Source organism: Vibrio splendidus (genome assembly GCF_024347615.1).
GTDB classification, from domain to species: Bacteria; Pseudomonadota; Gammaproteobacteria; order Enterobacterales; family Vibrionaceae; genus Vibrio; species Vibrio splendidus.
Genome location: NZ_AP025508.1, coordinates 1,583,722 through 1,605,797, shown reverse-complemented (window position 1 = coordinate 1,605,797; position 22,076 = coordinate 1,583,722). Strand labels below are relative to the sequence as shown.

The window sequence follows — 22,076 nt, the reverse complement described above, 5'->3', positions numbered from 1 at the left end:
AAAGATCTTTCATCTTTTCGACCATCTACCATCGACAATGAAAGGGATCACTCTTGCCCTTATATCTACAGCACTGTTTACGATCGTTGGGGTATTTGTTCGACAGCTCAGCACAGACTATGACACCTTTCAGATCCTGTTCTTTCGCCAGTTCATTTTTATGTTATTGCTCATGCCTGCGATCAGCAAAAATATTGGTGTACTACTTAAGCCCAACAAAATATCGCTTCACCTACTAAGAACACTAGGCGCTTTTACCGCTCTATATTTTGGCTTTATTTCAGTGAGCAATATTCCATTTGCTGACGCAACAGCACTCGGTTTCTTGCAGGTACTTTTTGTGGCTTTAATCGCTCATTTCGTATTGGCAGAGCAAATCTCCAGCAGTCGAATTTTCACGATTGTGGTTGGATTTATCGGGGTAATGACGGTTGTTCGACCGACCTTTGCTGCAAGCCATAGCCTTTATGTTTTATCTGGCGTGATTGCCGCGCTGGGCGCGTCGATAGCGGTAGTGTGTGTAAGGAAAGTTGCACAGAGCGAACCAAAGATAACATTGATGGCATACCAAGCTCTGGCAATTGGTTTGATGACATTAATACCAACCCTTTACTTATGGCGCACGCCAACAGTCGAAGACTTTATTTTACTGCTGTTAGTTGGCCTCATCTCTTCGTTTGCTCAGTATGTTGGTATCTCTGCATATAAATGGGCGCAAGCCAACATCATTGCCAATGTTGAGTATGTAAAGATTATCTATTCGCTTATTATTGGCTTAGTTGTCTTTTCTGAAATTCCTGATTTATGGTCAATGATTGGCGCACTGATTATTCTTACTAGTGCATTGATTCCATTGATTTGGTCTCACTATCAAACCACCAAAGAGGATAGCCCTAAGTGTTGAGCATCAAACAATTTTGTGAGCAACTTGAGGTATCTCGAACAACGGTTCTCTACTACGAGCGAAAGGGGCTAATCACTCCCGCGGCTAGAGCATCTAACGGTTATCGCCAATATGGCGAACGAGAGCTTGAAAGGTTTAGAGCAATACTTGCCTATCGTTCTTATGGTATTCCTGTCAGTGAGATTGAGAGCCTGCTACAGCAATCTCAAGATGAAGACCGAGATGTGGTACTAAGACAACAGTTTGCTGCCCTCGATCTAGAAATTCAAAAGTTGCGCCAGCAGCAACAATCCATAATGGCTTTACTCAAAGAACCTGAACTTCTTAATCAAGGCCTACTCACCAAAGAACGTTGGACAGAAATACTTAAAGAATCAGGAATGGATGAACAGGGTATGATCAATTGGCACAAACGCTTTGAGCAGATGGAGCCACTAGGACATCTCAAATTCCTTCAATCTTTAAATATCGATGAAGATGAAATTGAGCAAATAAGGGCGTGGTCACGAAAGCCGTGAGGTGTTGAAATGATTTGCCCACATTCCACGAGTTAAAGGCTATTAGGTGATTCATCGACGCATTTTTCTAGGATTTGTTCTAGGTTGGTTTATGCTGCTACCTAAAACCCAAAAGGCCTCGCACACGCGAGGCCTTACGTTTTTCATTTAACGTTTACAGCTACCCTACTTCACTGACTCCTCTTGTTAACTGTCCTTACTGACCTAAGTTACTGAGTAAGCTGACTGAACTTCGGCAAGCTCTTCACAAACCTCTGGTGTACATCCATATAGGTTTGCATATAGATTTCATCGATACTGTCACCACTCGGGAAACTCGATGAGAAGTCTGCGTGTTTGCGGTCAATCGACAATTTAGCGGCCTCGATAATGTGAGCGATGAACATTCGAGGATCTTCTAAGCCAATAGAGATACGCATTGTGGTCGGTTTGATACCTGCTTCATTTAACGCTTCATCGCTGAGCTCTGAGTGCGTGGTCAGTGCTGGGCACAAGGCCACGGTGTTGGTTTGCCCTAAGCTCACTTGCATGCCGATTGCTGGCTCAAGCATGTCGAAGAACTGTTTAAACCCATCTCGATTGATTGGGGCACGGTCGCCGTTACCTTCCATATCGATTGTGAAAAGCGCCGCTGGTAAACCCAAGTACATGTTGTTCTGGCAGTGTTCATAGTTATCGCTGTCTGGCAAAGCTGGACACGACACATTGATGTCAGGGTGGGCATCGAAGATCTTCGCCAGAGTCAGTGTATTAATCGTTTTTTGCACCACTCGCATCTCATAGGTTTTCATGCCATTAAGCACTTCAAACGCTTTATCTGCGTCTAGGAATGCGCCCTTAATGTAGTACACATTCCAAAACAGCGTTTCGTTCCATGGAATGGTGACCTCATCGCCGTTGGACTTGGTGAAAGTGACCTCCTCTCCTTTTGGAATAAACATGGTCTCGTTGCGGCCAATCACAACTCCAGCGGTTGTGGTGCCTGAACCCGCCAGTTCTTTGGTGTAAGAGTGAATGACATAATCGGGTCTTTCCGCCACATCGTCGCGTTTTAGTACTGGATGCAGCAATGGAGTCCCCACTGTTGAGTCAACAATCACATCCCAACCGCGAGAGTGACCAGCTTTACTGATACTGGCGACATCTAACACGTATCCATGTGGGTTACACGGTGACTCAAGGTAAACGTAGATTTTCTTACCCGCGGCGAGGCGACCCGCGTATTTTTCGGCAACCTCATCAAGGCGAGTCGCAAACTCATCACCGGAATAACCATCGACCCACTCTACCGCAATGTTCAGGTTTGAAGGCTTGCCAAACCAATCTTCCAACAGCTGATAAGAACCGCCATAGATGTTACGTGAAGCCAAGACTATGTCTTCATGTCCAAGTAAATGGCTCAACAACCCATCAATGGCCGCCATCCCCGAGTTAAAGTTCCATGCGAGGTACTCGTTGGCTCTAGAACCTGCCTCAATATCAACCATGTGATTAGCCAGTGAAATCGATGTTGGATTAAGCAGTCGAGAGTAAATATCGTGCAGCGGCTCTTTACCGTTGAACGCATCTTCAATCCATTCTGTACACGCAAACAAATACGTTGCAGTGCGCGTAATTACGGGGCTGGCAGAGAAAATAGCAGCGACATTATCGAAGATAGGATACGCACCTTTAGACGCAAAATTGCCATTATTGGTGGCAATAGATTGGTAAGTAGCACGCATTGGGTTTTGCAGGTTGTCGAGGATCTTAGCGATCTGGAATGACAAGAAACGTTTGGCGTTAAACCATGCGATTCGGTCACTCTTGTCGAGTTCTGAAAGTCCATCAACCGTCAATGCCCAAAGATCGTGTGTCTTGGTATTGGCTTTGTACAGTGTCGTCGCCAGTTCGATCAACGTGACGCCGTAATCACTGTTTGGGTCGATACCAAAATGCTTTGCTTGCTCAATGGCAAGGGCTTCTGCTTGTTCATGTTTGGTTGTTTTACGCAGCGGGCTAAGTTGAGTTGATGTATTCATAATTCCTAAGTCATTCCATGCTTGTTGTTCCTCCTTTAATTTTAGTTTTGTGCAGATGCTAAAAATTGCTATCTGCGAAGTAAGACATACACTTTGAGCAATAATATTGCCGAATAAAATTCAATATTGATGGAATATGCCAATGGACGAGATCGACAAGAAAATACTGGCTGAACTGCAAAGCAACGCCCGCCTGACTAATCAAGAGTTAGCCGATCGCGTGGCACTGTCACCCTCTCCTTGCTTGCGTCGAGTTCGCTCATTAGAGAAACAAGGGATTATTCGCGGCTATCACGCCAGTGTCGACCAAGAAGCATGCGGCTTGCCTGTGAATGTGTTTGTGTTGGTGAAACTTGACAAGCCAACTGAAGAGAATATGCGAGACTTTGAGCAGCACATTGAAGCGATTGATGAAGTGTTAGAGTGCTTTTTGATGACAGGCAATCACGACTACCTATTGCATGTAGTCAGTGAATCACTCAAAAGCTACGAGCAGTTCATCCGCAAACAGTTAACCCGCCTGCCCAATATTGCTTCTATTGAATCCAGCTTCGCCTTCGGTCAGGTAAAAACTAAGACCAAGCTGCCCGTGAGATAAATGCAGGGCGCAGCTATTTGGGTTTGAGGAGTGCTAGAGACTGACATGAAGCAACGTAGCAAGAGTTACATATTTTCATTGTGACCTATAAACTTACTAAGTAATTGATTTAAATTTAAAATGAAAGGTCTCATAATATCTATATAAAGCCCATTCACCCAATCCTTAGGCGGCGATAGCTAAAAATGAATTTTGTGCATTTAATAGTGATACTGTTTTTCTTGTTTTTTGGCAGTTCAACGATGGCTATAACCAGTAATGACTATATCGTTGCGGTGTTTTTCAAGGTAGTTGTCATCATTTGCTTGCTTATTAAGCAGCTTCTCTTTCTGGATTTAGATGAACGTCACCAACAGGTTCACAGTTTCTGATATCACCAGGCCAGCGTTCAGGATTTTGCTCTTTTGCAGCGAACAATACCTCAGCACGACGCTTCAAGATCTCTTTATCTTTTCCATTGTGACGCTCTGAAGGCGTGACGTAATTTAGCTTACTGTGCTTGTGCTCGGTGTTGTACCAGCGTACGAAGGCTTCAACCCAACTTCGACTACTGTCGAGAGTTTCAAAGCCCTTTACTGGCCAACTTGGCATGTACTTTACCGTGCGGAACAATGACTCGACATAAGGGTTATCATCACTGACTCTTGGGCGACTATATGACGAGGTTATACCTAACTCTTCCATTTTAGCTTTGAACGTCAACGACTTCATCGGCGCACCATTATCTGAATGAAGAACCAGCGCTTGATTAAAGCATTGCTCTCGCATCAACGTTCGTTGCAGAAGTTGTGACGCCAGCTCACCGCATTCATGCTCATACACTTCATAACCAACAATTTTTCGACTGTAGATGTCCTCAATGACATACAGGTAAGAGTGTTGGCCTCGAACTTTTGAAGGTAAGTAAGTGATATCCCACGTATAGACTTGATTCGAGTCCGTCGCTGTGTAACTTGTTGGCTTCGCTTGCTTCTGTCTGCTCCGCTGACGACCTCGTTTGTGAAGTTGCCCCTGCATACTCAGCACTCGGTAGTAGCTCGACTCAGAGGCGATATACTCACCTCTATCAAGCAGTGTCGGGACGATTTGAGTTGGAGGCAAGCTTGCGAACTCAGAGCGGTTACACACCTCGATAATCGCATCACGCTCTTCCTGCGAGAGCTTGTTAACAGGCTCAGGTCTGATGCATATCGGCCTTCTGTCAGCTTGAACTTCACCTTGCTGATACCAGCGACGATACGTTCTCAAGTCAATTTGAACTTCATGGCAAGCTGGCTCTAAACGACATCCGCATTGCTTCGCTTCAAGGATAAGAGTCACTATGGTCTGCCTTTCATCGGTTGAGGTTAGTCGTCCTCTGGCTCTTCCCCGTAAAAGGCTCTCAGCTTTTTTCTGAGTACCAAGAGGGCGGCCGTTTCAGCGAGTGCTTTTTCTTTGAGTCGTAAATCTTTCTTTAACTCTTTGATTTCAAGTTTGTCAGCTTTCGCCTGCTTCTTTGCTTCAGCTTCCTGCTCTTTACTCGACTTAAACCCTTGCATACATTCGCTGCGCCAGCTTTGGATTTGTTCTGGAAAAAGACCTTTTTCACGACAATATTGGCTGAGTTCACTTTCTGTCATTGAGTAAGTTTCAGCGACAATGGCGAGTTTAGTTTGAGCAGACCACTGCTCTGATGAAGTGTTGCTATTTGGCACGGCGGCTCCTGAACGTCTGAGTTGCTGGCGCCAATGATACAGGGTTGCAGTGCTAATTCCTTCCTCTTCCGACACTTCTTTAACTGACATCGAATAGGGAGGCAACAGCTTCTTCAATATAGCTTCTTTTCTTTCCATTGAGATACGAGACACAATTACTCTTTATCGCCCAAACTGGTTAAATTTTAACAGTGACAACTACCCTGCCAGATAGGGGTTGTTAGCCAGCCTGATTTAGAAAACAGTCTTGCATGTGAAAGAGTAGAAGAAACGAGGTCTATTTGTTTAGCTTCTATTTTATGGCATCCATCTCCAGAAGCCTATGTTATCAAGTTCAAAGTTAACCGCACCACCGACTCGAAAGATATAGAAATAATAACAACAGAGTCTGCTAGATTAATGTCAGTATATTTAAATCCGCTAACAGCAAAATTTTATGAAACAAAGCCGGCTTTAGTAGATATGTTGGATGTAACTGAGCTTCATGCTGAGAATATCATTGTTGAAATTGAGTTTGATAATAACGGAAGTTACTACTCAGCATACTTTTATCCAAAACTGACAAATGGGAATTTGAGTTTAATACATGACTTTTTTGAAGGGAGAGTTGACATCTACAAGCACCTGCTCGATGTATGTACAAAAATGAGCAGAGCTCAAAAGGATCATGTTTTTCAAGAATATTGTGTGTTTACTAATGTTCCATAGAAAGTAACTTCGCTAAACGATTCTGGTGCTCTAGCACTCGGAAAAGCCCTAGATCTCATTGTAGTAAATCTAGAGACCGACATTCCGAAAAACTCCTTTTTTTTCAAGGCTACCTTGTTATATTTATGTGAAACTTAACTAATATAATAAATGGCTTGAATGATGAAACAAAGTTGTACTTTTTTAACGTCACTGTCGTTGCTGTTGTCAGCTAATACTTTTGCATACGATCTTGAGATTGAAGCTTTTGAGAGCAAAGAGCTCGCATTGTTAAAGGCGGCAGAAAACTCTAGCGATAACGAATTGCTGATGCAGGCTGCTAACCTTCTGATTGAAGATTCAATGTATGAAGAAAACCTAGAACGCGGTTATGAGTACATGAATCAACTCGCGGAGTCTGGTGAGGTGAAAGCAATCATTACCTTAGCAGATAAGTATTACTACGACGAGCAGTACGAAAAAGCACTGGCTTGGTACCATAAAGCGGAACCAAGTAAAGACCCTTATGCGCTCTACTCATTAGGCGTGATGTATTTTGATGGCGAAGGTACACCTGTCGACCTTAAGAAAGGCAACGACTATTACCTCGCTTCTGCGCAAGCTGGTTATTCTGACGCTATGTATCAACTCGCATTTTCATACGATGAAGGTCAAGGCGTCGCTCAAGACTTCTCAAAATCTGCTTATTGGTTTGAGCAATCGGCAAACTTAGGCGATGCAAGTGCCATGTACAACTTGGGTATTTCTTACCTAAATGGACAAGGCGTTGAAAAGAGTTGCTCTAAAGCGATGCAATTATTTAGCAACGCCATTGAAGAAGATGAACATACACTTTCCTACGTGAAGATGGGTGATATTTACTCTTCTACTCGATACAAAAAACCGTGTGGTTTCAAAACTACAGACGCAAAAAAAGCATTAGAGTATTACACTCGCGCCGCAATGCAGGGCAACGATTATGGTCAATATTCCGTTGGTTACGCTTACCGTAATGGCCACGGAACATGGAGCGATTTTGTTAAAGCGTTAGCATGGTTTGAAATCGCGCAGGAATACGGAAACTCTGATGCAGAGAAAGAGATAATTGACGTTAAGCAATACATGTCGAAAGAAAACATTGCCGCTGCTGAGCAACTCAAAGACTCTTTAATTGAAGATATCTGGTAAGGATAATAACGACTCTAATTGGTATGGACTAGAACGCTTCTACCCAATTACCTGTTAGAGATCGGTTTATTGTAATAGCTTCAAAACTAAGGCCTCGCACACGCGAGGCCTTAATTCTATCTACAGGGCAATTAACTCACCTGCCCAATATTGCTTCTATTGAATCCAGCTTCGCCTTCGGTCTGGTAAAAACTAAGACCAAGCTTTCCGTGAGATAAATGTGTGACGCTGTTGTTTGGGTTTAAGGGGCGCTAGAGGCTGATCTTCCTCATGCCTTGAGTCGGAAGCAATATGTGCTTGCACGGTCTTCAACTAAAAATCAGAACCAAACTGAATTGTGCGCATAATTTTCAGTTGGTTAGGTAAGGGCTGGATCGAACTTTAGTAGAGGTTACATTTACTATAGGCAGGGCTTGTGGATAAGTGCTTATTTTTGGTTCATCGCGTCTTTTCCCTGAAAGCCAAGATGAACCTTATTTCAATAATCTAGCGTGTGAAAGCATTAGACAGGTCGATATCACATTGCTTTACATCACATATATTAATAAAAGTAATGTTACATACATTTATAAATGTGATGTTTATCTCCATTCATCTTTTGATTACTTTCTAAGCTTAGTTGGTTTTTATCCGATTAAACAGAAGGTTATATGATAAATAGAATAATAACACTAAGTGGCGTTGCATTACTTTGTTCAGCGAGTGCGCATGCACAAATCCAAAATGGAAGTTTCGAAAACTGGGAAGGAAACGTACCATCTGGATGGAGTGTAATTGATTCCGGCATTGCGGTATCACCCTCTACCGACCCTGTCAATAACGGCAGTTTCTCTGCACAAGTCACAGTGAATACAAGTACTCAAAGTAATACTGATTTTCTGCAAACGATAAGTGTTGAACAAGGGAAAACTTATGATTTCTCTGTCGATGTTTATCACACTGAAGGTAACGTGAAAGCTCGCCTTTTTGTTGATGGCTATTTAGGCTACTCGAATAATGGTTTAACGAATCAGTGGCAAGCATTGACTCACTCGTACAGCGCTACGAGCACTAAAGATATCGTTGTGGGCATACGATTTTATGATGATGCAGGTTTTGATGGTTCGGAAGTGGTGTATTTAGATAACTTTCAGCCTACGGAGACTCCACCAACACAAAGCTGCAATGACACAAGTGCCGCACTCACGCTAGTGACGGATAACTATGGCTCTGAAACCAGTTGGTCTCTCAAAAACTCAGTTTCTCAAACTCTTTATTCTGGTTCAGACTATCAAAGTAACACCAACAATGAAGTGGAAATGTGTTTAGCGGATGGTAGCTACATCCTAGAAGTCTCAGACTCTTATGGAGATGGAATGTGCTGCAGTGTGGGGAATGGTTCATACAGTTTGTCGGTAAACGGGACCGTTGTGGCATCTGGTGGTAATTTCCAAGCAAGTCAGAGTACAGAATTTACGATTGGTGGCTCAACGACTACACCACCAACTGAACCACCAGTGTTAGGTGAGTATTACAAAGACGCTGAAGGCAAAGTGGGCTTTGCGTTAAAAACGGCCTTATATCAAATTATTGATAATCATAGTAGTCAGGGTTACACCGCTATTTGGACATTAGTGTCTGAGGCTGACCTAGACGCATACTATGACACTGATGGGTCGATTCTCGATATGTATTCGGAAAAACCTTCAGGCTCAGATTCAATCCAATTTACTAAGGTGGCCGATCAATGTGGTCAATACAGCAAAGAAGGTGATTGCTACAACCGTGAGCACTCATTCCCGAAAAGCTGGTTTGGTGGGAAAGTCGAGCCAATGAACTCTGACGGTCACCATTTATTTGCCACTGACGGCTACGTTAACTCGAAACGTAGTAATTGGCCATTTGGTGAGGTAAGTAGTGCAACATACACATCAAGCAATGGTTCTAAATTAGGCAGTGCAGCAAACTCTCTTGGTTATGCAGGTACGGTGTTTGAGCCAATTGATGAGTTTAAAGGTGATTTCGCAAGAGCATATTTCTACATGGCAACACGCTATGAAAATGAAATCGCTAATTGGGAAGGAAACTCTACAAGCTCGGATGCCGCTCTGGATGGAACCAATACAACCGTTTTTGAACCTTGGCTACTTACTATGCTAAAGCGTTGGCATTCTGAAGATCCAGTAAGCCAAAAAGAAATCGACCGAAATAAAGCGGTACATGATTTCCAAGGGAATCGTAATCCGTTTATTGACCATCCAGAGTTTGTAAGCCAAATCTGGGGAAATTAATCGGAATATAACCACCATGACAATGGTTTAATGATTATTGAATTGAGCCCAATCCTTTGTTTGGGCTTTTTTATTGATGGGCATTAGAGAGCATGACTTAAAATATGTGAAAAAGCATATTGTCATGAAGGTCCGTATACTTGTCAGTGGTCTGCACCATCAATACTGGACGCTACGTTAAGCGACTTTCCATACCTATAGTTATTCATGATCGATCATATTCAATTTTTCCCACACACATTTTTATCCAATACCTTCATCGGCTGAGCTTTGACTCGTGGCACTTTCTAGCTCACAGGTGCCCTTTTGTCGGGCTCAAAACGGGCAAAACTTGTAACAGAACCGTATTTTTCTTTTGCCGTCCTGCCATTAAAAGGACGCATAGCTGATCTTCATAGCAAGTCGGACGTATAGGCTGTTTAAAAGGAGGGAAAGACTATGGCCACCGTCTATGTCAGCATCGGAAGCAACATTAACCGCGAACATCACGTCACAGAATCTCTCAAAGCATTGCATGACCGCTTTGCGCCCCTACACATTTCTAAATTCTACGATTGCGAGCCTGTCGGTTTTAAAGGGGATAACTTCTTAAACCTAGTCGTTGGGTTCGAATGTACCCTTCCTATCGCAGATCTGGTTAAGGTTCTGCATCAAATCGAATCAGAGAACGATCGCAAGCGTCAGACCAAAGCCTATGCTTCACGCACAATGGATATCGACATCCTTCTTTGTGGTAATCAAGTGGGCGTTATCGATGGCGTAGAGCTGCCTAGAGGCGAAATCACCGAGTACGCTTTTGTGCTCAGGCCGTTAGTCGATATTGCTGCGCAAGAACGTCACCCCACTCTAGACATCTCATATCAGCAGCTCTGGGAAAACTTCGATCAGTTAAGTCAGAAAACCCAACCCATCCCTTTCGATATCAGTTTCACCTAGCCTTTACATGACTGAAAAAAGAACGGCTGCAACAGGAACAGTTGCGAAAGGAACAACTGCGAAAGGAACAACTGAACTCTTAATCGCGTGAGCTTTACTGATCTTTTCTTAAAACAAGCACGTACCTGACTTTACTCTCTAAGGATTGGACACTGTTATGAATCACAACGCCATTATCACCATTACAAATCTCAGACTAAGAACCTTCATCGGCTTCAACGAAGAAGAAAAGTCTAAGCAGCAAGACATCGTTATCAATGCAGAGATCCACTACCCCGCAAACAACCTTTGCCTCTCAGATGATGTGGAGAACGCACTCAACTACAAAAACATCTGCAAGAAGATCATTCAACATGTCGAATCCGGAAGATTTCTGCTTTTAGAAAAGTTAACCAGCGACGTACTCGGCATTTGTATCGATCATCCATGGGTACGATACGCTCAAGTGAGAATTGATAAGCCTCATGCCCTACGTTTTGCCGACTCCGTTTCACTCACGCTTAGCTATGAAGCAGAGCTCGAAAATTAACTCATAAGGAGAGAGTCATGCTGAATACAGAAGCTGAAAAAGTAAGAGAAGCTTTGCTCGCAAAAGGACTTGAAACCCCAATGACACCGAGCGAAATGAATCCCAACCAGAAGTACAACCGCATAAAAGGTCTGTTAACGGAAGTGGTCAGTACGCTTGGGCTGGATTTAACCGACGACAGCCTCGCTGAAACACCCCATCGTATTGCAAAGATGTACGTCCACGAGATATTTTCAGGGCTCGATTACGATAACTTCCCAAAAATCAGTGTGATAGAAAACAAAATGTCGGTTGATGAAATGGTCAAGGTGTCGAACATAGACTTAACGTCGACGTGCGAACATCACTTCATTACCATCGATGGTTTAGCAGAAGTGGCCTATATCCCTGAAAGCAAGATACTCGGGTTGTCTAAAATAAATCGTATTGTTCGATTCTTTGCTCAGCGTCCTCAAGTGCAAGAACGCCTTACTCAGCAAATCCTGGTCGCGATACAGACTCTAGTCGAAACAGAAAATGTGGCCGTGACAATTAAAGCCACTCACTATTGCGTTAAATCCAGAGGCGTCATGGATGCAAACTCTGAAACCTCAACAACCGCGCTCGGTGGTATTTTCAAAACTAACCCTCAAACCAGAGCTGAGTTTTTACGATGAGTGAAACGATATTAATAACCGGCGTGGGAAAGCGACTCGGATTCGCACTGGCGCAGCAACTTTTAACGGATGGATACAGCGTGGTTGGCACCTACCGCAGCGACTATCCTCAACTGCAACTGTTGCGCGATAGTGGAGCCGACTTGCAGCAGGTAGACTTTTATCAACAAAGCAGCCTAGAGGGCTTTCTTCATTACGTTGGTCAAGAATATAAGACACTTCGAGCCATCATACACAACGCTTCAGACTGGAAGCCTGAGAACAAGACAAACCCCAGTGATAATGCCTCACAAATCATGCACCAGATGATGACGATTCACGCCACCGTGCCTTATCTGTTCAATTTAACGCTCAAAGACCAACTGATGTCTGGCGATAAAACGTCAGACATCATCCACATCAGTGATTACGTTGCTGAAAAAGGCAGTAAAAAACACATCGCTTACGCGGCCAGTAAAGCTGCACTCAACAACCTGACGCTATCGTTTTCAGCAATGTTAGCTCCCAAGGTAAAAGTAAATACCCTCTCTCCAGCCATGATTAAGTTCAATGAACATGACGATGAGGCATACAAAACCAAAGCTCTGAAAAAAGCTCTGATCCCGACAGAAGCGGGCTTTGAGGAAATAATAGATGGCATCAAGTTTGTGTTGGCCAGTCACTACATGACAGGACGAACCTTACACCTTGATGGCGGCAGGCATTTGAAGTGAAGTCCATATCTTGTGGGCTTAGGTCAACATAGAAACTCAAAAGACTAGCGACTGCTGTTACCAATAAACCGCTAGAAGCTAGAAGCCAGAAGCCAGAAGCCAGAAGCTACTATGACCTAGAAACTGCTAAAAGAGTGAGGAAGGCGTTTTTCTTCGTCCCAGCCTAACAACTCAATATTGGTCAATGACTTGCGCTTCTCATTACACAGTGAAGCGATATTGATGATAGGCAGTTGGCTACGAAACTGCGCAGTAAGTATTACCTTTTTACTTTCACTCAGGCTGTTTCGACATTGCGCCAAAACCGCTTCAGTATCGAGTTGATGTGCGTTCTCGATAATGTCGATATCAGTATTCTCTTGATAGCAATCTATCAGCCAAGATACAGCTGACACTTCTATGCTGGTGAGTACGATGACATCTTTTGTTGCCATAAGCTCGTGGAGTTCAAGCTCTTTTAGTTCAGTTTCCATAAATACTCTCATTCAGCAGCAAATACATTAAAGCCGGTTGCCCAGTTTAGCCTGTGCCAAATGGTAGCCTCTGTCTATCATCTCTTGTGAACGATCAAACTCTAAGGTGCCACAAGCATTACGTGGGATCTCAAGCGTAATATCGGCGGGATAAGCGGCCAGTTTCTGGCGAGCAATGGTCGATTGCATCGCATCAAACGCTTGGTTGGCAATGTCGTAGGCAGCAAAATTGAAGCTCATTTTACTTTTTACACTGCTACCAAGATTATCGATAAAGTGAACAACCTTCTCATGCAGATTGCTCTCTTTTGTAGGTAGGGAAACCGGTATCGTTTCCTGTTGAAGCATCTCAGGTTCACCACCTAAGTTCACAGCCAGAGTAAAGTCTGTCTTATCACTAAAGGTAGGCGCAATCGGTACAGGATTGAGCACTCCGCCATCAATCAGCACTTCGCCATTAATGACATGTGGAGTGAAGAACAGTGGTAAAGAGATAGAGGCGCGAATGGCATCAAACAGAGAACCTGATTGCAGCCAAACCTCTTTTTCTTCGGCGACGTTGGCAGCAACTGCGGTATAAGGGATAGGCAGATCTTCAATTGAAATCTCGCCGATCAATCCACGCAGTGTGTCGATGATCTTGTCCCCTTTGAAGATACCACTCGATTGCCATGAAAAGTCCAACATCATCGCCATATCCGATTGGTCGATACTGGTGACCCACTCTTCAAATTCATCCAACTTACCCGCAGCGTAGACACCACCGATAAGTGCGCCAATTGAACAGCCAGAGATGGATTTTATCTGATAGCCATGCTCAATTAACCAACGGATGATTCCAACGTGAACCAAGCCTCTTGCGCCACCACTGCCAAGTACCAATGAGACCGTTTTTGCCATCGTATTAATCCTTTAGTTTTTAATTCTAGGGGAGCTAACTCGCCGATTTACCAATTCGCAGATCTCAACTCACTGAGTCACTCTCAGTCCATACGGGTAATGAAGGTTTGCTCGTCATCCACAAAAGCCACATAGTCGCCGTGATAGATAAACACCCGACCACGCCCTTCCACTATACACGCTAGCTGTGGGTTCAAATCTTCTTCAAGATTTTCACTTTGATACGTGCCGGTATCAGTGATCACACCGCGGAGTTTAGGCAAAAATCCATAGCTGCGCTTGGCTTGATCAATCAGGCTCAATTCACTGGTGGTAGAGAAGTAAGCTGGGATGGGACCAGCATCTTCGATAAACATCGGTTTCAGTTCTTCAAAAGCTGTAATCACCAGCCAGTCGATGCCGTTTACGTGATGGATAAACATTGTTTATAAATACCTAGTTTCTCGATAATTCTGATGCGGAGATTCTAACACTATCAGGGGCCAAACGTAGGAGAAATTGAGCTACTAGAGGCAATCCCTACCCCTGCTGATTACCCAATATATCCAACATAAAACTGGACCAGATATCACGATCAAATCACATCAAGAACGCAACCAAGCATGCAACCAAACGTAAGTTGTTGGACTTTTTCCTGGGCCTTTAGAGTCGAACCATTTGTTGTTGAAAGTGACTTTGTTATTCCTGAAATCAAGAGCCTACCAATAAACAGACACATACTATCTACAGGGTCTAATACTAGTCGTCCGACTCTACGACTAATGTCTAACCGACTGAGTCTATTTGTTTTTTTTGGTTTGGTATAAGGTACTAACAACTAAATGTTAATGAATTTTTAATTATAAGTTGACGCATTGTTTACACTTCATGCCGTGAGTCAACAACGTTTGTTGGAATAACACACCTCAGAGTGTGAACGAAAGGAATCAAAATGAGCACTACTTTAGAGTCCGCACATATACAAACAGAGAAGCCTCAAGCCAATGAGGATGAACTCACCTATGAACAACAACATAAACCAAGATCGGAATTTGATTCCCGAGAACAGTATCTAGAACACGAATTGCAAATCATGTCGCCTAAGCGCTGGCGTCCAAATTTGCCGTTTAAAGATTATCGATTTGAGATAGAAGACACCATCCCAGCGATGGCGGCGACCATTGGTAAAGTGGTTATGGTGGGCGCTATTGCAGCCACCTTTGCTGGGGCTCTCGGATTAAATGAAGACTTCATTCTAGAAAACGTTCGTTATGAACTCCTCATCGCCTCTGTTTTCATTATTATTTTCTCTGGTTTTTTATTGCCGACCGCGAACCTCGCAGGTACACATGGTCCACTTATCCCTTTAATTCCAATTGTGGTTGCAGCAGGCGGACACCCTATGGCGTTTGGGTTGCTGATTGGCGCTTTTGGCCTAATCTTAGCCATCAGTAAAGGTGGCAGTATGTTGGCCAACCTCACCAGTAAAGGTGTATGTGGCGGCCTATTGCTCTACCTTGGCTTTGTTGGAACCGCCTCTCAAGTGAAAAAGCTGTTCGCTTGGGCTGAAGGAATTGGCATGAGCCATATCGCGTTTGTCGTGATCTTCTGCACCATTATCTTGTACGCGCTATTGGAACACTTCCGTAAACGTTGGTTAGCAGTACCTCTTAGTTGCTTACTAGGTGGTACGATTGCATTTGCCATGGGTGCGCCATTTGCTTTCCATACTGAGCCAGGCTTGCCTAACATGAACCCTATGTATTGGTGGGGAGAAGATACTGGTTGGATGCTAGGCCTACCGACGATTGAACATTTCATGGTGGTATTGCCGTTTGCGATTCTAGCCGTAGCAATGTGGTCACCAGATTTCTTAGGGCATCAAGTATTTCAAAAGATCAGCTACCCAGAACGTACCGAAAAAGTACACATGAACATTGACGACACCATGACCACGGCTTCAATTCGTCAAACGTTCGGTTCTCTGCTCGGTGGTACTAATTTTACGTCTTCATGGGGTACTTATATCGTACCGGCGGCGATTGCTAAACGCCCTATTCCTGCCGGCGCATTGCTCACAGCTCTGTTCTGTATCATCGCCGCAGTTTGGGGTTACCCGATGGATTTAGCTATCTGGCAACCGGTACTTTGTGTTGCGCTAATTGTTGGGGTATTTGTGCCATTGCTAGAAGCTGGAATGGAAATGACGCGTGAAGGGAAAACCACACAATCAGCAGCGATTGTTGTATTTTCTTCAGCGCTCGTTAACCCTGCATTTGGTTGGGCTCTCACCATGCTGTTGGATAACTTAGGCTTAGTCGGTTGTAAAGAACGTAGTAGTGAGCTTAGTAAAATGAGCCGTTGGGTGTTGCCTGGCATTATGTTTATTGTGCTAAGTGGCGTAATGGCGTTGGTTGGTCTTCTACCGGGTATTCCGGCGATTATCCCAAGCTTCCGTTAAACTAGATTAATATTGAGTTTTAGTCGGTGTCTCGTCCTAAAATACGTTGACGATTTTAGTTAGCCAGTAACGCAAGTTGCTGGCTTTTTTCATGCATCTTATTTGGCGTATTCATACCTAGGCTGAGATGTGGCCTCATTTCGTTGTACGTATATATTGACTCTTCAACAAGTGTTTTCAACTCGCGAAGATCTTTGCACTGAGTAAGCAAGAACTCTTGCTTGAGGATACCATTGACCCGCTCAGCTAACGCGTTTTGGTAACAGTCATAACCATCCGTCATTGATGGAGTTATACCATGCTTTTTAAGTTTCTCTTGATAGAGGTTTGAGCAATACTGAAGCCCTCTATCTGAGTGATGGATTGTCGCATGACAATAACATCGAGTTTTTACCGTCATATCTAAAGCCTTCACAACATCGCTCGCTTTCATTTCATTGCTAACTTCATACCCCATGATTTTACGGCTGAAGGCATCGGTAACCAATGACAAGTAGTGAACGCCCTCGTTTGACTGAACATAAGTGATGTCGCTCACCAGAACTTCTTCTGGTTTTGACGGAACGACTTCTTTTAGCAAGTTCGGATGTTTTTTCATCCAGTGTCTGCTGTTCGTTGTTTTGGTGTAACTTCGTTTCGGCTTAACGAGTAAGCGCTCTTCTCTGAGGTAATTAAACAAAGCATCACGGCCAAGTTTTATTCCCTTAGCTATCAACTTCGGCTTCAGTAAGAAATAGAGCTTACGAGCTCCCAGCCGAGGCATGAATCGTCTTAGCTCAAGCACCATCCCTTTCACAGGAGCAAGCTCAGCCTGACGAGTGGTCTCACGCTTTTCTCTCTGATAGACACACTGACGAGATATATTGAGCAATGAACAAGCTTTACTTAAGCTTACTTTCTTCTCTTTTTGAAGGCTTCTTGCTCCTTCGCTATATACTTTTTTCTTAGCGACATCCCGTGCTCAGCATCAAGAATATCAACAACCCTATTGAGAAGAAGGCATCTGAGACGTTCATCTTCGAGCTCTTGTTCAAGTCGTTTTATTTTTTGGGCAGGCGTTTCATTCGCTCTCGGTGATTTAGGCATCGTGTTCTTCCTTGGGTTGGTAGTCCAATCCATTTTGCCATGCTTTCTTAACCAAGTAAGAACAGTCGAACGACCTTGTATGCCGTAAATTGATTGGGCTTGTTTATAGGTCATGTCGCCTTTTTCGATGGCGTCTACAACCTGCAATTTAAAGCCTAGTGTGTAATCACGCTGAGTGCGCTTAACGTAGTGTTTATTTGGAATGGTCATCATTAGTCCTCAATGTGTAAACACATTTCAGGACGGGACACGGAACACAAAAAGGCCTCGCACACGCGAGGCCTTAGTTTTATCTATCGAACGGTTACAACTAATCTTTATCAACGGCAACACCCTACTGCACTGACTTCAACGCTTTCATCAACGTTGAATTGCTTTGGCAGCTCTAGCATTGGGAATGACCTGAGTCCTCAATGTAGTAAATGCTGTAGTTTTTGATGTGCTTATTGTTCGCTTCTGAATCCGTTAGCCATAGGCGAGAGGCTAAAAAGCTGCGGGGAGTTATTCCGAAATCAATTAACTCACCTACCCAATATTGCGTCTATTGAATCAAGCGTCGCCTTCGGTCAAGTAAAAACGTAAGACGAAACTGCCAAGTGACGCTATTGATTGTGGTTTATGGGGCTCTAAAGGCCGCTCTACATCCTCGCCGAACTGCACACTATCAATAGTAGGCACTAAATTAGACGAGTTTCCGTGCTTTTAGTTATTCATGGTTTGTTGAATTAGCCAAAACACTAACAACGTTTCCCAAAAACACCTTGCAGTAAAAAACCCGCCGAGGACGGGTGAAAAAATCAGTGTAAGTACAGAACAAAAGAAGCGTAAATGATTAGATTAAGCCAAATTAAGCTCCACTATCTCACTAGGCTTTTGATACTTTTTTCGTAGCGTTATGTCCTTTCGATATTCAACAATGTCTTCTATCGTCAGAACGGGCATCTTATGACGTTTCGCAAACACAATGGTTTCAGGAAGTTTTGCCATAGTGCCATCCAGGTTGGTAAGTTCACAAAGCACACCTGATGGGACAAGGTTAGCGAGCTGCATTAAGTCAACAGTCCCTTCCGTATGACCTCGACGGCTCAGTACGCCATTGCTTTTGGCAACCAAAGGAAAAACGTGCCCCGGTCTCGCAAGATCTTCCGGTTGAGCATCAAAATGGATCGCTGTTTTTACTGTTGTCACACGGTCTTTTGCTGATACTCCTGTTGTAACCCCCTCTTTAGCTTCGATTGACACCGTAAAAGCCGTTTGGTTTTTACTTCGGTTATCTTCCACCATAGGAGGCAATTCCAACCAGTTCGCTCGCTCTTGAGTTAAGCACAAACATACGATTCCACTACATTCTCTGATCATCAGCGCCATTTGTTGCTCTGTCAGGTATTGAGCAGAAAAGATCAAGTCACCTTCATTTTCGCGGTTCTCATCATCCATCAATAAGATACCATTGCCATGTTTAAGCGCCTCAATAGCCCGTTCGACTCTTTGCAGAGGATTACCAAACTCTTCTAAAAGTGACGTAGACTCCATGATTTCATCTCCTTGAAAGTTGTTATAAATAAGCGAATGCATCGGAATAAAGTTGATCTAGCTCTACACCTTTCTCTTTACAAAATTCTGTCCGAGCGGACTCAACCATTTTGCCAGGGCCGCATAAATAGATATCGAATTCAGATAAGTTCCCGAAATCATTCATCACACACTCTAGAACCTGCCCACGCTTCGAATATTGGGGGGAGCTTGGGACCTCCGTAATAGGTACGTAACGAACATTTCTGTTTTTCAAGGCAATATCAACCAACTCATCATGCACGTACAAGTTATTCATATCTTTTGCACCCCAATAGACGTAAATCGGTTGTGTAAAACCATGTTGTAAACTGTTTCTCAAAATACTCATCGCATATGACATACCAGTACCACCGGCTATGAGTAATAGAGATTTTGCGCTCTTACTGCGGAGCCAAGCGTCACCTCTCGGTTCACTCACTTCAATTTTTTGGCCACTGAGCCAAGCATTGGTCAGCTCTTCCATAACAAGGGTATTTTTATTACGCAGCTCTGAGCCACCAATATGAAGCTCTAAAAACTCACCTTCAGTAGGGCAAGAAGCAATGGAAAGCGGAACTCCGCCACAATTTAAGCTGAGATTGATGTATTGCCCTGCTCTAAAATCAAATGGTTGATCTGGTCTCAATACTACACGGGATATAAAGCTGGTAAGTGGTTCTATTTTTTCTACCGTACATAACATCACATTCACCCCTTCAGATTCTTAGTCGTAATCGCTTGAGACAAACTCAGTGCGCACCCTTTTAGCCCTCTCGTATTTACCCGTCTAACGATCTCGACCGTTGTCCCAGGTCTTTCCCCCTCTTCCTCTCTCACGATGCCAATATCATCGGTGACCAAGAAACAGGGATAACTCACCGCCGACGCATCCATATAGCTCATTAGCCCCGGCTCCCCATTTGGCAAAGGTTTAAGAGTGATGGGATCCAAAGCTCTCGCAAACACCCAAGGTGGTACTCTTTTTTTATGTTCTTTATCTTCGAAAAAGCAAGTATTCAACTCCACTTGGTTGAAGGTATCTCGGATCTGTTGGGAACTGTCTAAGTCAAATGTTTCAAGCAGAAGTTGATTGAAAGCCTCTCGATCGAGAGATTGGTCTTGATGCTTCTTCCAGCCTCCACCCGTAATTATGTAAAGATCGCTGCCACCATTGAACTCTCGCCCTTGTTTACGCATGAAATGACAAAGCAGGTAGATGAAATAAGGAGGGCCAATAAGACAAATGGTTTTACCCTTTTTCTTAATCCTCTCCATGTTTTTTAACGTTGCTTCAAAATCGATTTCATCTTCGTTCACGGTAAAAGCTGTTGGATAAAGCAGCTCGACCAAGCTCATCACATATTTGAACCAAATGTTATTGGCGTTAAAGCGGTCCGGGCCTAAATTGACCAACTCCATTTGATGATCAAACCAATCACCGACATAATTCATGCCGAAATTGACTGAACCAAGCAGGCGCTCGATGCTCAGTCGGTCTCTAGCAACTATGCTTTTTATTCCACTAGTGCCGCTGCTTGTGAATCGATTTTCAACGTCAGCGTCTTCGACTGTCAGTAACGCTCTTAGTTTGAAGATTGAAGTTGGAAAAACGGGGATATCGTTGAGGTCGGATACGTCCTCTTTCACACCTAATGTTTGGCAGAAATGACGATAATCCTCGTTATTCTGGTAATGATACCGATACGCCTCTTTAACGAAACGGGAAGTCAATTGCTTCTGTTGTTGCAAAGGCCACTGGTGTGGTGTGCCCATAAAAATCAAGTCATCGATTTCTGTGCTCGCCGCGATATTTTCCTGCTTGACCGCTGAAAGTACGTCCATATAAATGCCTATATATATAAATAAGCGCGATTGCGCATAGAGATGGAAAAAGGGACAGAAATATGCCCCTTTATGCGTTCATGTAGTCTTAAGAGTGGTATTTCATAATGTTGACATTCACGATATCGATCACAGCTCTCTGTTGAGCCTTATCTGCAATCGACTCAAATGACATCAAAACATCAGAAGCACCACAGCACTCGATTGCGATACGTGCTGCTTGAGTACTTTCTTCATAAGTACCAATTGCACTTTCAGACAACAATTCGGACATTTTTGTAGAGAAGTCACTATTTGGGTAAGACTCGCGAACATACTCTGCTAAGTACTCATGCGTTTCTGCTCTTGCTTGGTCGCCATCAAGATTCTGGTTGACTAAAAGAGTCAGCTTATGGCGCACTTTCGCTATATCTACACCGTGCTCGTTAGCAACATCGTTGTAGAGCATCGCGTATTCTTGGCGCTGCGCATTGGAGTCATCCCACTTAAACACAAGAGCAAGAGCTCGCTTCGCTGCCCATTCGACCACTTCTTTACTGGTAGCATTCACAAACTGAGCGGGACCACCTTCGGTATAAGCATGTGGATTTACAGAAATCTTTGGAAAACTGAAAAAGTCGTTATCAGGGTGGCAGTAACCCGTTGAAAAAGCGTCATTGATAATTTCATAACATGCATCAAATACCTGAAATTGCGCATTAGTCGGACGATTAAAGAAGCGCATATCCGTACTTTTTTCACAATCACTAAAACCAAAAACAAAGCGCCCTTCACTCATCTGGTCAAGCAGGCAAGCTTCTTCAGCAACGCGAACCGGATGATGGGTGGTAATAACATGATTCAAAGAAGCAACTTTGAGATTTTGAGTCATACCAAGTAAAAAGCCCGCTACCGTCAATGGCGCACCTACTGTGCCTTGATTCGAGAAATGGTTTTCATACACAGCGACGGTATCAAAACTCAGTTGGTCAGCGTAATGAGCAGTATCTAACATCTCTTCAATGACTTGATCTGAAGATTGTTTTGAGTTCAAAAAATTGAGGAAGAATAATCCAAATTTCATGTCC

General features: G+C 43.6%; 21 protein-coding genes and 3 pseudogenes. 13 read left to right on the top strand and 11 right to left on the bottom strand.

What is annotated here, in order from left to right:
• The first annotated feature begins 37 nt into the window (after positions 1-37).
• On the top strand, positions 38-904 hold the full coding sequence (locus tag OCU90_RS07100) for a DMT family transporter (protein ID WP_061025350.1): 867 nt from the start codon (positions 38-40) through the stop codon (positions 902-904).
• A complete protein-coding gene (locus tag OCU90_RS07095) occupies positions 898-1,422 on the top strand; it encodes a MerR family transcriptional regulator (RefSeq protein ID WP_017094325.1) in 525 nt (174 codons plus the stop codon). The genes OCU90_RS07100 and OCU90_RS07095 overlap by 7 nt, the downstream gene beginning before the upstream one ends.
• A 209-nt stretch (positions 1,423-1,631) precedes the next feature.
• On the opposite strand, the gene OCU90_RS07090 is transcribed toward OCU90_RS07095, so the two are convergent.
• Positions 1,632-3,443: a PLP-dependent transferase gene (locus tag OCU90_RS07090; protein ID WP_061025352.1), complete on the bottom strand. Its 1,812-nt coding sequence runs from the start codon at positions 3,441-3,443 to the stop codon at positions 1,632-1,634.
• A 142-nt stretch (positions 3,444-3,585) separates the two neighbouring features.
• Here OCU90_RS07090 and OCU90_RS07085 point away from each other — a divergent pair, with 142 nt between their 5' ends.
• On the top strand, positions 3,586-4,041 hold the full coding sequence (locus OCU90_RS07085) for an Lrp/AsnC family transcriptional regulator (RefSeq protein WP_061025354.1): 456 nt from the start codon (positions 3,586-3,588) through the stop codon (positions 4,039-4,041).
• A gap of 312 nt (positions 4,042-4,353) precedes the next feature.
• On the opposite strand, the gene OCU90_RS07080 is transcribed toward OCU90_RS07085, so the two are convergent.
• Positions 4,354-5,888 (bottom strand): IS3 family transposase gene (locus tag OCU90_RS07080; RefSeq protein WP_391781982.1). Its coding sequence is split into 2 segments (ribosomal slippage): positions 4,354-5,435 and positions 5,435-5,888, totalling 1,536 coding nucleotides; the frame shifts between segments, so codons are not numbered across the junction.
• Between the two features lie 246 nt (positions 5,889-6,134).
• Between OCU90_RS07080 and OCU90_RS07075 the strand changes: the two genes are divergently transcribed.
• The 8 genes and pseudogenes from OCU90_RS07075 to folM all read left to right on the top strand — a co-directional run bounded on the left by OCU90_RS07075 (position 6,135) and on the right by folM (position 12,714).
• On the top strand, positions 6,135-6,443 hold the full coding sequence (locus OCU90_RS07075) for a hypothetical protein (RefSeq protein ID WP_240513426.1): 309 nt from the start codon (positions 6,135-6,137) through the stop codon (positions 6,441-6,443).
• A gap of 159 nt (positions 6,444-6,602) precedes the next feature.
• Positions 6,603-7,610 carry a tetratricopeptide repeat protein gene (locus OCU90_RS07070; protein ID WP_081090035.1) on the top strand — a complete coding sequence of 336 codons (1,008 nt, stop codon included), beginning with the start codon at positions 6,603-6,605 and terminating at the stop codon, positions 7,608-7,610.
• A gap of 128 nt (positions 7,611-7,738) precedes the next feature.
• Positions 7,739-7,828 (top strand): annotated as a pseudogene (locus tag OCU90_RS07065) (Lrp/AsnC family transcriptional regulator); the annotation flags it as partial.
• A 432-nt stretch (positions 7,829-8,260) separates the two neighbouring features.
• A complete protein-coding gene (locus tag OCU90_RS07060) occupies positions 8,261-9,880 on the top strand; it encodes an endonuclease (protein WP_061026066.1) in 1,620 nt (539 codons plus the stop codon).
• Positions 9,881-10,318: 438 nt separating this feature from the next.
• On the top strand, positions 10,319-10,816 hold the full coding sequence (folK, locus tag OCU90_RS07055) for a 2-amino-4-hydroxy-6-hydroxymethyldihydropteridine diphosphokinase (protein ID WP_029224522.1): 498 nt from the start codon (positions 10,319-10,321) through the stop codon (positions 10,814-10,816).
• A gap of 157 nt (positions 10,817-10,973) precedes the next feature.
• Complete coding sequence (gene folX, locus OCU90_RS07050) at positions 10,974-11,345, top strand: dihydroneopterin triphosphate 2'-epimerase (RefSeq protein WP_004734786.1); 372 nt, start codon at positions 10,974-10,976, stop codon at positions 11,343-11,345.
• Between the two features lie 17 nt (positions 11,346-11,362).
• Complete coding sequence (gene folE, locus OCU90_RS07045) at positions 11,363-12,001, top strand: GTP cyclohydrolase I FolE (protein WP_054543114.1); 639 nt, start codon at positions 11,363-11,365, stop codon at positions 11,999-12,001.
• Entirely contained in the window at positions 11,998-12,714 is a 717-nt protein-coding gene (gene folM, locus OCU90_RS07040) for a dihydromonapterin reductase (RefSeq protein WP_061026064.1), read from the top strand. Before folE ends, folM begins: the two co-directional genes overlap by 4 nt.
• A 116-nt stretch (positions 12,715-12,830) precedes the next feature.
• Here the strand turns inward: folM and OCU90_RS07035 are convergent, their stop codons facing one another.
• From OCU90_RS07035 to OCU90_RS07025, 3 genes are all read right to left on the bottom strand, one after another.
• Positions 12,831-13,199, bottom strand: coding sequence for a hypothetical protein (locus OCU90_RS07035; protein ID WP_061026062.1), 369 nt, complete (start codon positions 13,197-13,199; stop codon positions 12,831-12,833).
• A 15-nt stretch (positions 13,200-13,214) separates the two neighbouring features.
• On the bottom strand, positions 13,215-14,087 hold the full coding sequence (locus tag OCU90_RS07030; protein ID WP_004734782.1) for a patatin-like phospholipase family protein: 873 nt from the start codon (positions 14,085-14,087) through the stop codon (positions 13,215-13,217).
• Positions 14,088-14,170: 83 nt separating this feature from the next.
• Entirely contained in the window at positions 14,171-14,509 is a 339-nt protein-coding gene (locus OCU90_RS07025; protein ID WP_004734781.1) for a hypothetical protein, read from the bottom strand.
• 509 nt (positions 14,510-15,018) lie between these two features.
• Between OCU90_RS07025 and OCU90_RS07020 the strand changes: the two genes are divergently transcribed.
• Positions 15,019-16,527 (top strand): DUF3360 domain-containing protein, encoded by a 1,509-nt coding sequence (locus OCU90_RS07020; RefSeq protein WP_017087374.1) that lies wholly within the window; start codon positions 15,019-15,021, stop codon positions 16,525-16,527.
• 55 nt (positions 16,528-16,582) lie between these two features.
• Here OCU90_RS07020 and OCU90_RS07015 read toward each other — a convergent pair.
• A protein-coding gene (locus OCU90_RS07015) for an IS3 family transposase (RefSeq protein ID WP_372114074.1) occupies positions 16,583-17,823 on the bottom strand; the annotation gives its coding sequence in 2 pieces (ribosomal slippage) (positions 16,583-17,451 and positions 17,451-17,823; 1,242 coding nt in all).
• A 124-nt stretch (positions 17,824-17,947) separates the two neighbouring features.
• A pseudogene (locus OCU90_RS26170) lies at positions 17,948-18,094 on the bottom strand (alpha/beta fold hydrolase); the annotation flags it as partial.
• Between OCU90_RS26170 and OCU90_RS26165 the strand changes: the two are divergent.
• Positions 18,085-18,208: pseudogene (locus OCU90_RS26165) on the top strand (Lrp/AsnC family transcriptional regulator); the annotation flags it as partial. The pseudogenes OCU90_RS26170 and OCU90_RS26165 overlap by 10 nt on opposite strands.
• Before the next feature lie 242 nt (positions 18,209-18,450).
• On the opposite strand, the gene ribB reads toward OCU90_RS26165, so the two are convergent.
• The 4 genes from ribB to luxB all read right to left on the bottom strand — a co-directional run bounded on the left by ribB (position 18,451) and on the right by luxB (position 22,072).
• Complete coding sequence (gene ribB / locus OCU90_RS07010; RefSeq protein ID WP_061024715.1) at positions 18,451-19,146, bottom strand: 3,4-dihydroxy-2-butanone-4-phosphate synthase; 696 nt, start codon at positions 19,144-19,146, stop codon at positions 18,451-18,453.
• Between the two features lie 22 nt (positions 19,147-19,168).
• Positions 19,169-19,870: a flavin mononucleotide reductase LuxG gene (luxG, locus tag OCU90_RS07005; RefSeq protein ID WP_060981786.1), complete on the bottom strand. Its 702-nt coding sequence runs from the start codon at positions 19,868-19,870 to the stop codon at positions 19,169-19,171.
• 5 nt (positions 19,871-19,875) lie between these two features.
• On the bottom strand, positions 19,876-21,009 hold the full coding sequence (gene luxE, locus OCU90_RS07000; protein WP_061024703.1) for a long-chain-fatty-acid--protein ligase LuxE: 1,134 nt from the start codon (positions 21,007-21,009) through the stop codon (positions 19,876-19,878).
• An 88-nt stretch (positions 21,010-21,097) separates the two neighbouring features.
• On the bottom strand, positions 21,098-22,072 hold the full coding sequence (gene luxB / locus OCU90_RS06995) for a luciferase subunit beta (RefSeq protein WP_061024702.1): 975 nt from the start codon (positions 22,070-22,072) through the stop codon (positions 21,098-21,100).
• Positions 22,073-22,076 lie beyond the last annotated feature (4 nt).

Excerpts from the sequence above, each read along its gene's own strand:
- folK (WP_029224522.1), top strand. The coding sequence starts at position 10,319 with ATGGCCACCGTCTATGTCAGCATCGGAAGCAACATTAACCGCGAACAT.
- OCU90_RS07075 (WP_240513426.1), top strand. The coding sequence starts at position 6,135 with ATGTCAGTATATTTAAATCCGCTAACAGCAAAATTTTATGAAACAAAG.
- OCU90_RS07025 (WP_004734781.1), bottom strand. The coding sequence starts at position 14,509 with ATGTTTATCCATCACGTAAACGGCATCGACTGGCTGGTGATTACAGCT.
- OCU90_RS07070 (WP_081090035.1), top strand. The coding sequence starts at position 6,603 with ATGATGAAACAAAGTTGTACTTTTTTAACGTCACTGTCGTTGCTGTTG.
- folX (WP_004734786.1), top strand. The coding sequence starts at position 10,974 with ATGAATCACAACGCCATTATCACCATTACAAATCTCAGACTAAGAACC.
- folM (WP_061026064.1), top strand. The coding sequence starts at position 11,998 with ATGAGTGAAACGATATTAATAACCGGCGTGGGAAAGCGACTCGGATTC.
- OCU90_RS07020 (WP_017087374.1), top strand. The coding sequence starts at position 15,019 with ATGAGCACTACTTTAGAGTCCGCACATATACAAACAGAGAAGCCTCAA.
- OCU90_RS07030 (WP_004734782.1), bottom strand. The coding sequence starts at position 14,087 with ATGGCAAAAACGGTCTCATTGGTACTTGGCAGTGGTGGCGCAAGAGGC.
- luxE (WP_061024703.1), bottom strand. The coding sequence starts at position 21,009 with ATGGACGTACTTTCAGCGGTCAAGCAGGAAAATATCGCGGCGAGCACA.
- folE (WP_054543114.1), top strand. The coding sequence starts at position 11,363 with ATGCTGAATACAGAAGCTGAAAAAGTAAGAGAAGCTTTGCTCGCAAAA.
- OCU90_RS07035 (WP_061026062.1), bottom strand. The coding sequence starts at position 13,199 with ATGAGAGTATTTATGGAAACTGAACTAAAAGAGCTTGAACTCCACGAG.
- luxB (WP_061024702.1), bottom strand. The coding sequence starts at position 22,072 with ATGAAATTTGGATTATTCTTCCTCAATTTTTTGAACTCAAAACAATCT.
- OCU90_RS07100 (WP_061025350.1), top strand. The coding sequence starts at position 38 with ATGAAAGGGATCACTCTTGCCCTTATATCTACAGCACTGTTTACGATC.
- luxG (WP_060981786.1), bottom strand. The coding sequence starts at position 19,870 with ATGTTATGTACGGTAGAAAAAATAGAACCACTTACCAGCTTTATATCC.
- OCU90_RS07085 (WP_061025354.1), top strand. The coding sequence starts at position 3,586 with ATGGACGAGATCGACAAGAAAATACTGGCTGAACTGCAAAGCAACGCC.
- ribB (WP_061024715.1), bottom strand. The coding sequence starts at position 19,146 with ATGGAGTCTACGTCACTTTTAGAAGAGTTTGGTAATCCTCTGCAAAGA.
- OCU90_RS07060 (WP_061026066.1), top strand. The coding sequence starts at position 8,261 with ATGATAAATAGAATAATAACACTAAGTGGCGTTGCATTACTTTGTTCA.
- OCU90_RS07090 (WP_061025352.1), bottom strand. The coding sequence starts at position 3,443 with ATGAATACATCAACTCAACTTAGCCCGCTGCGTAAAACAACCAAACAT.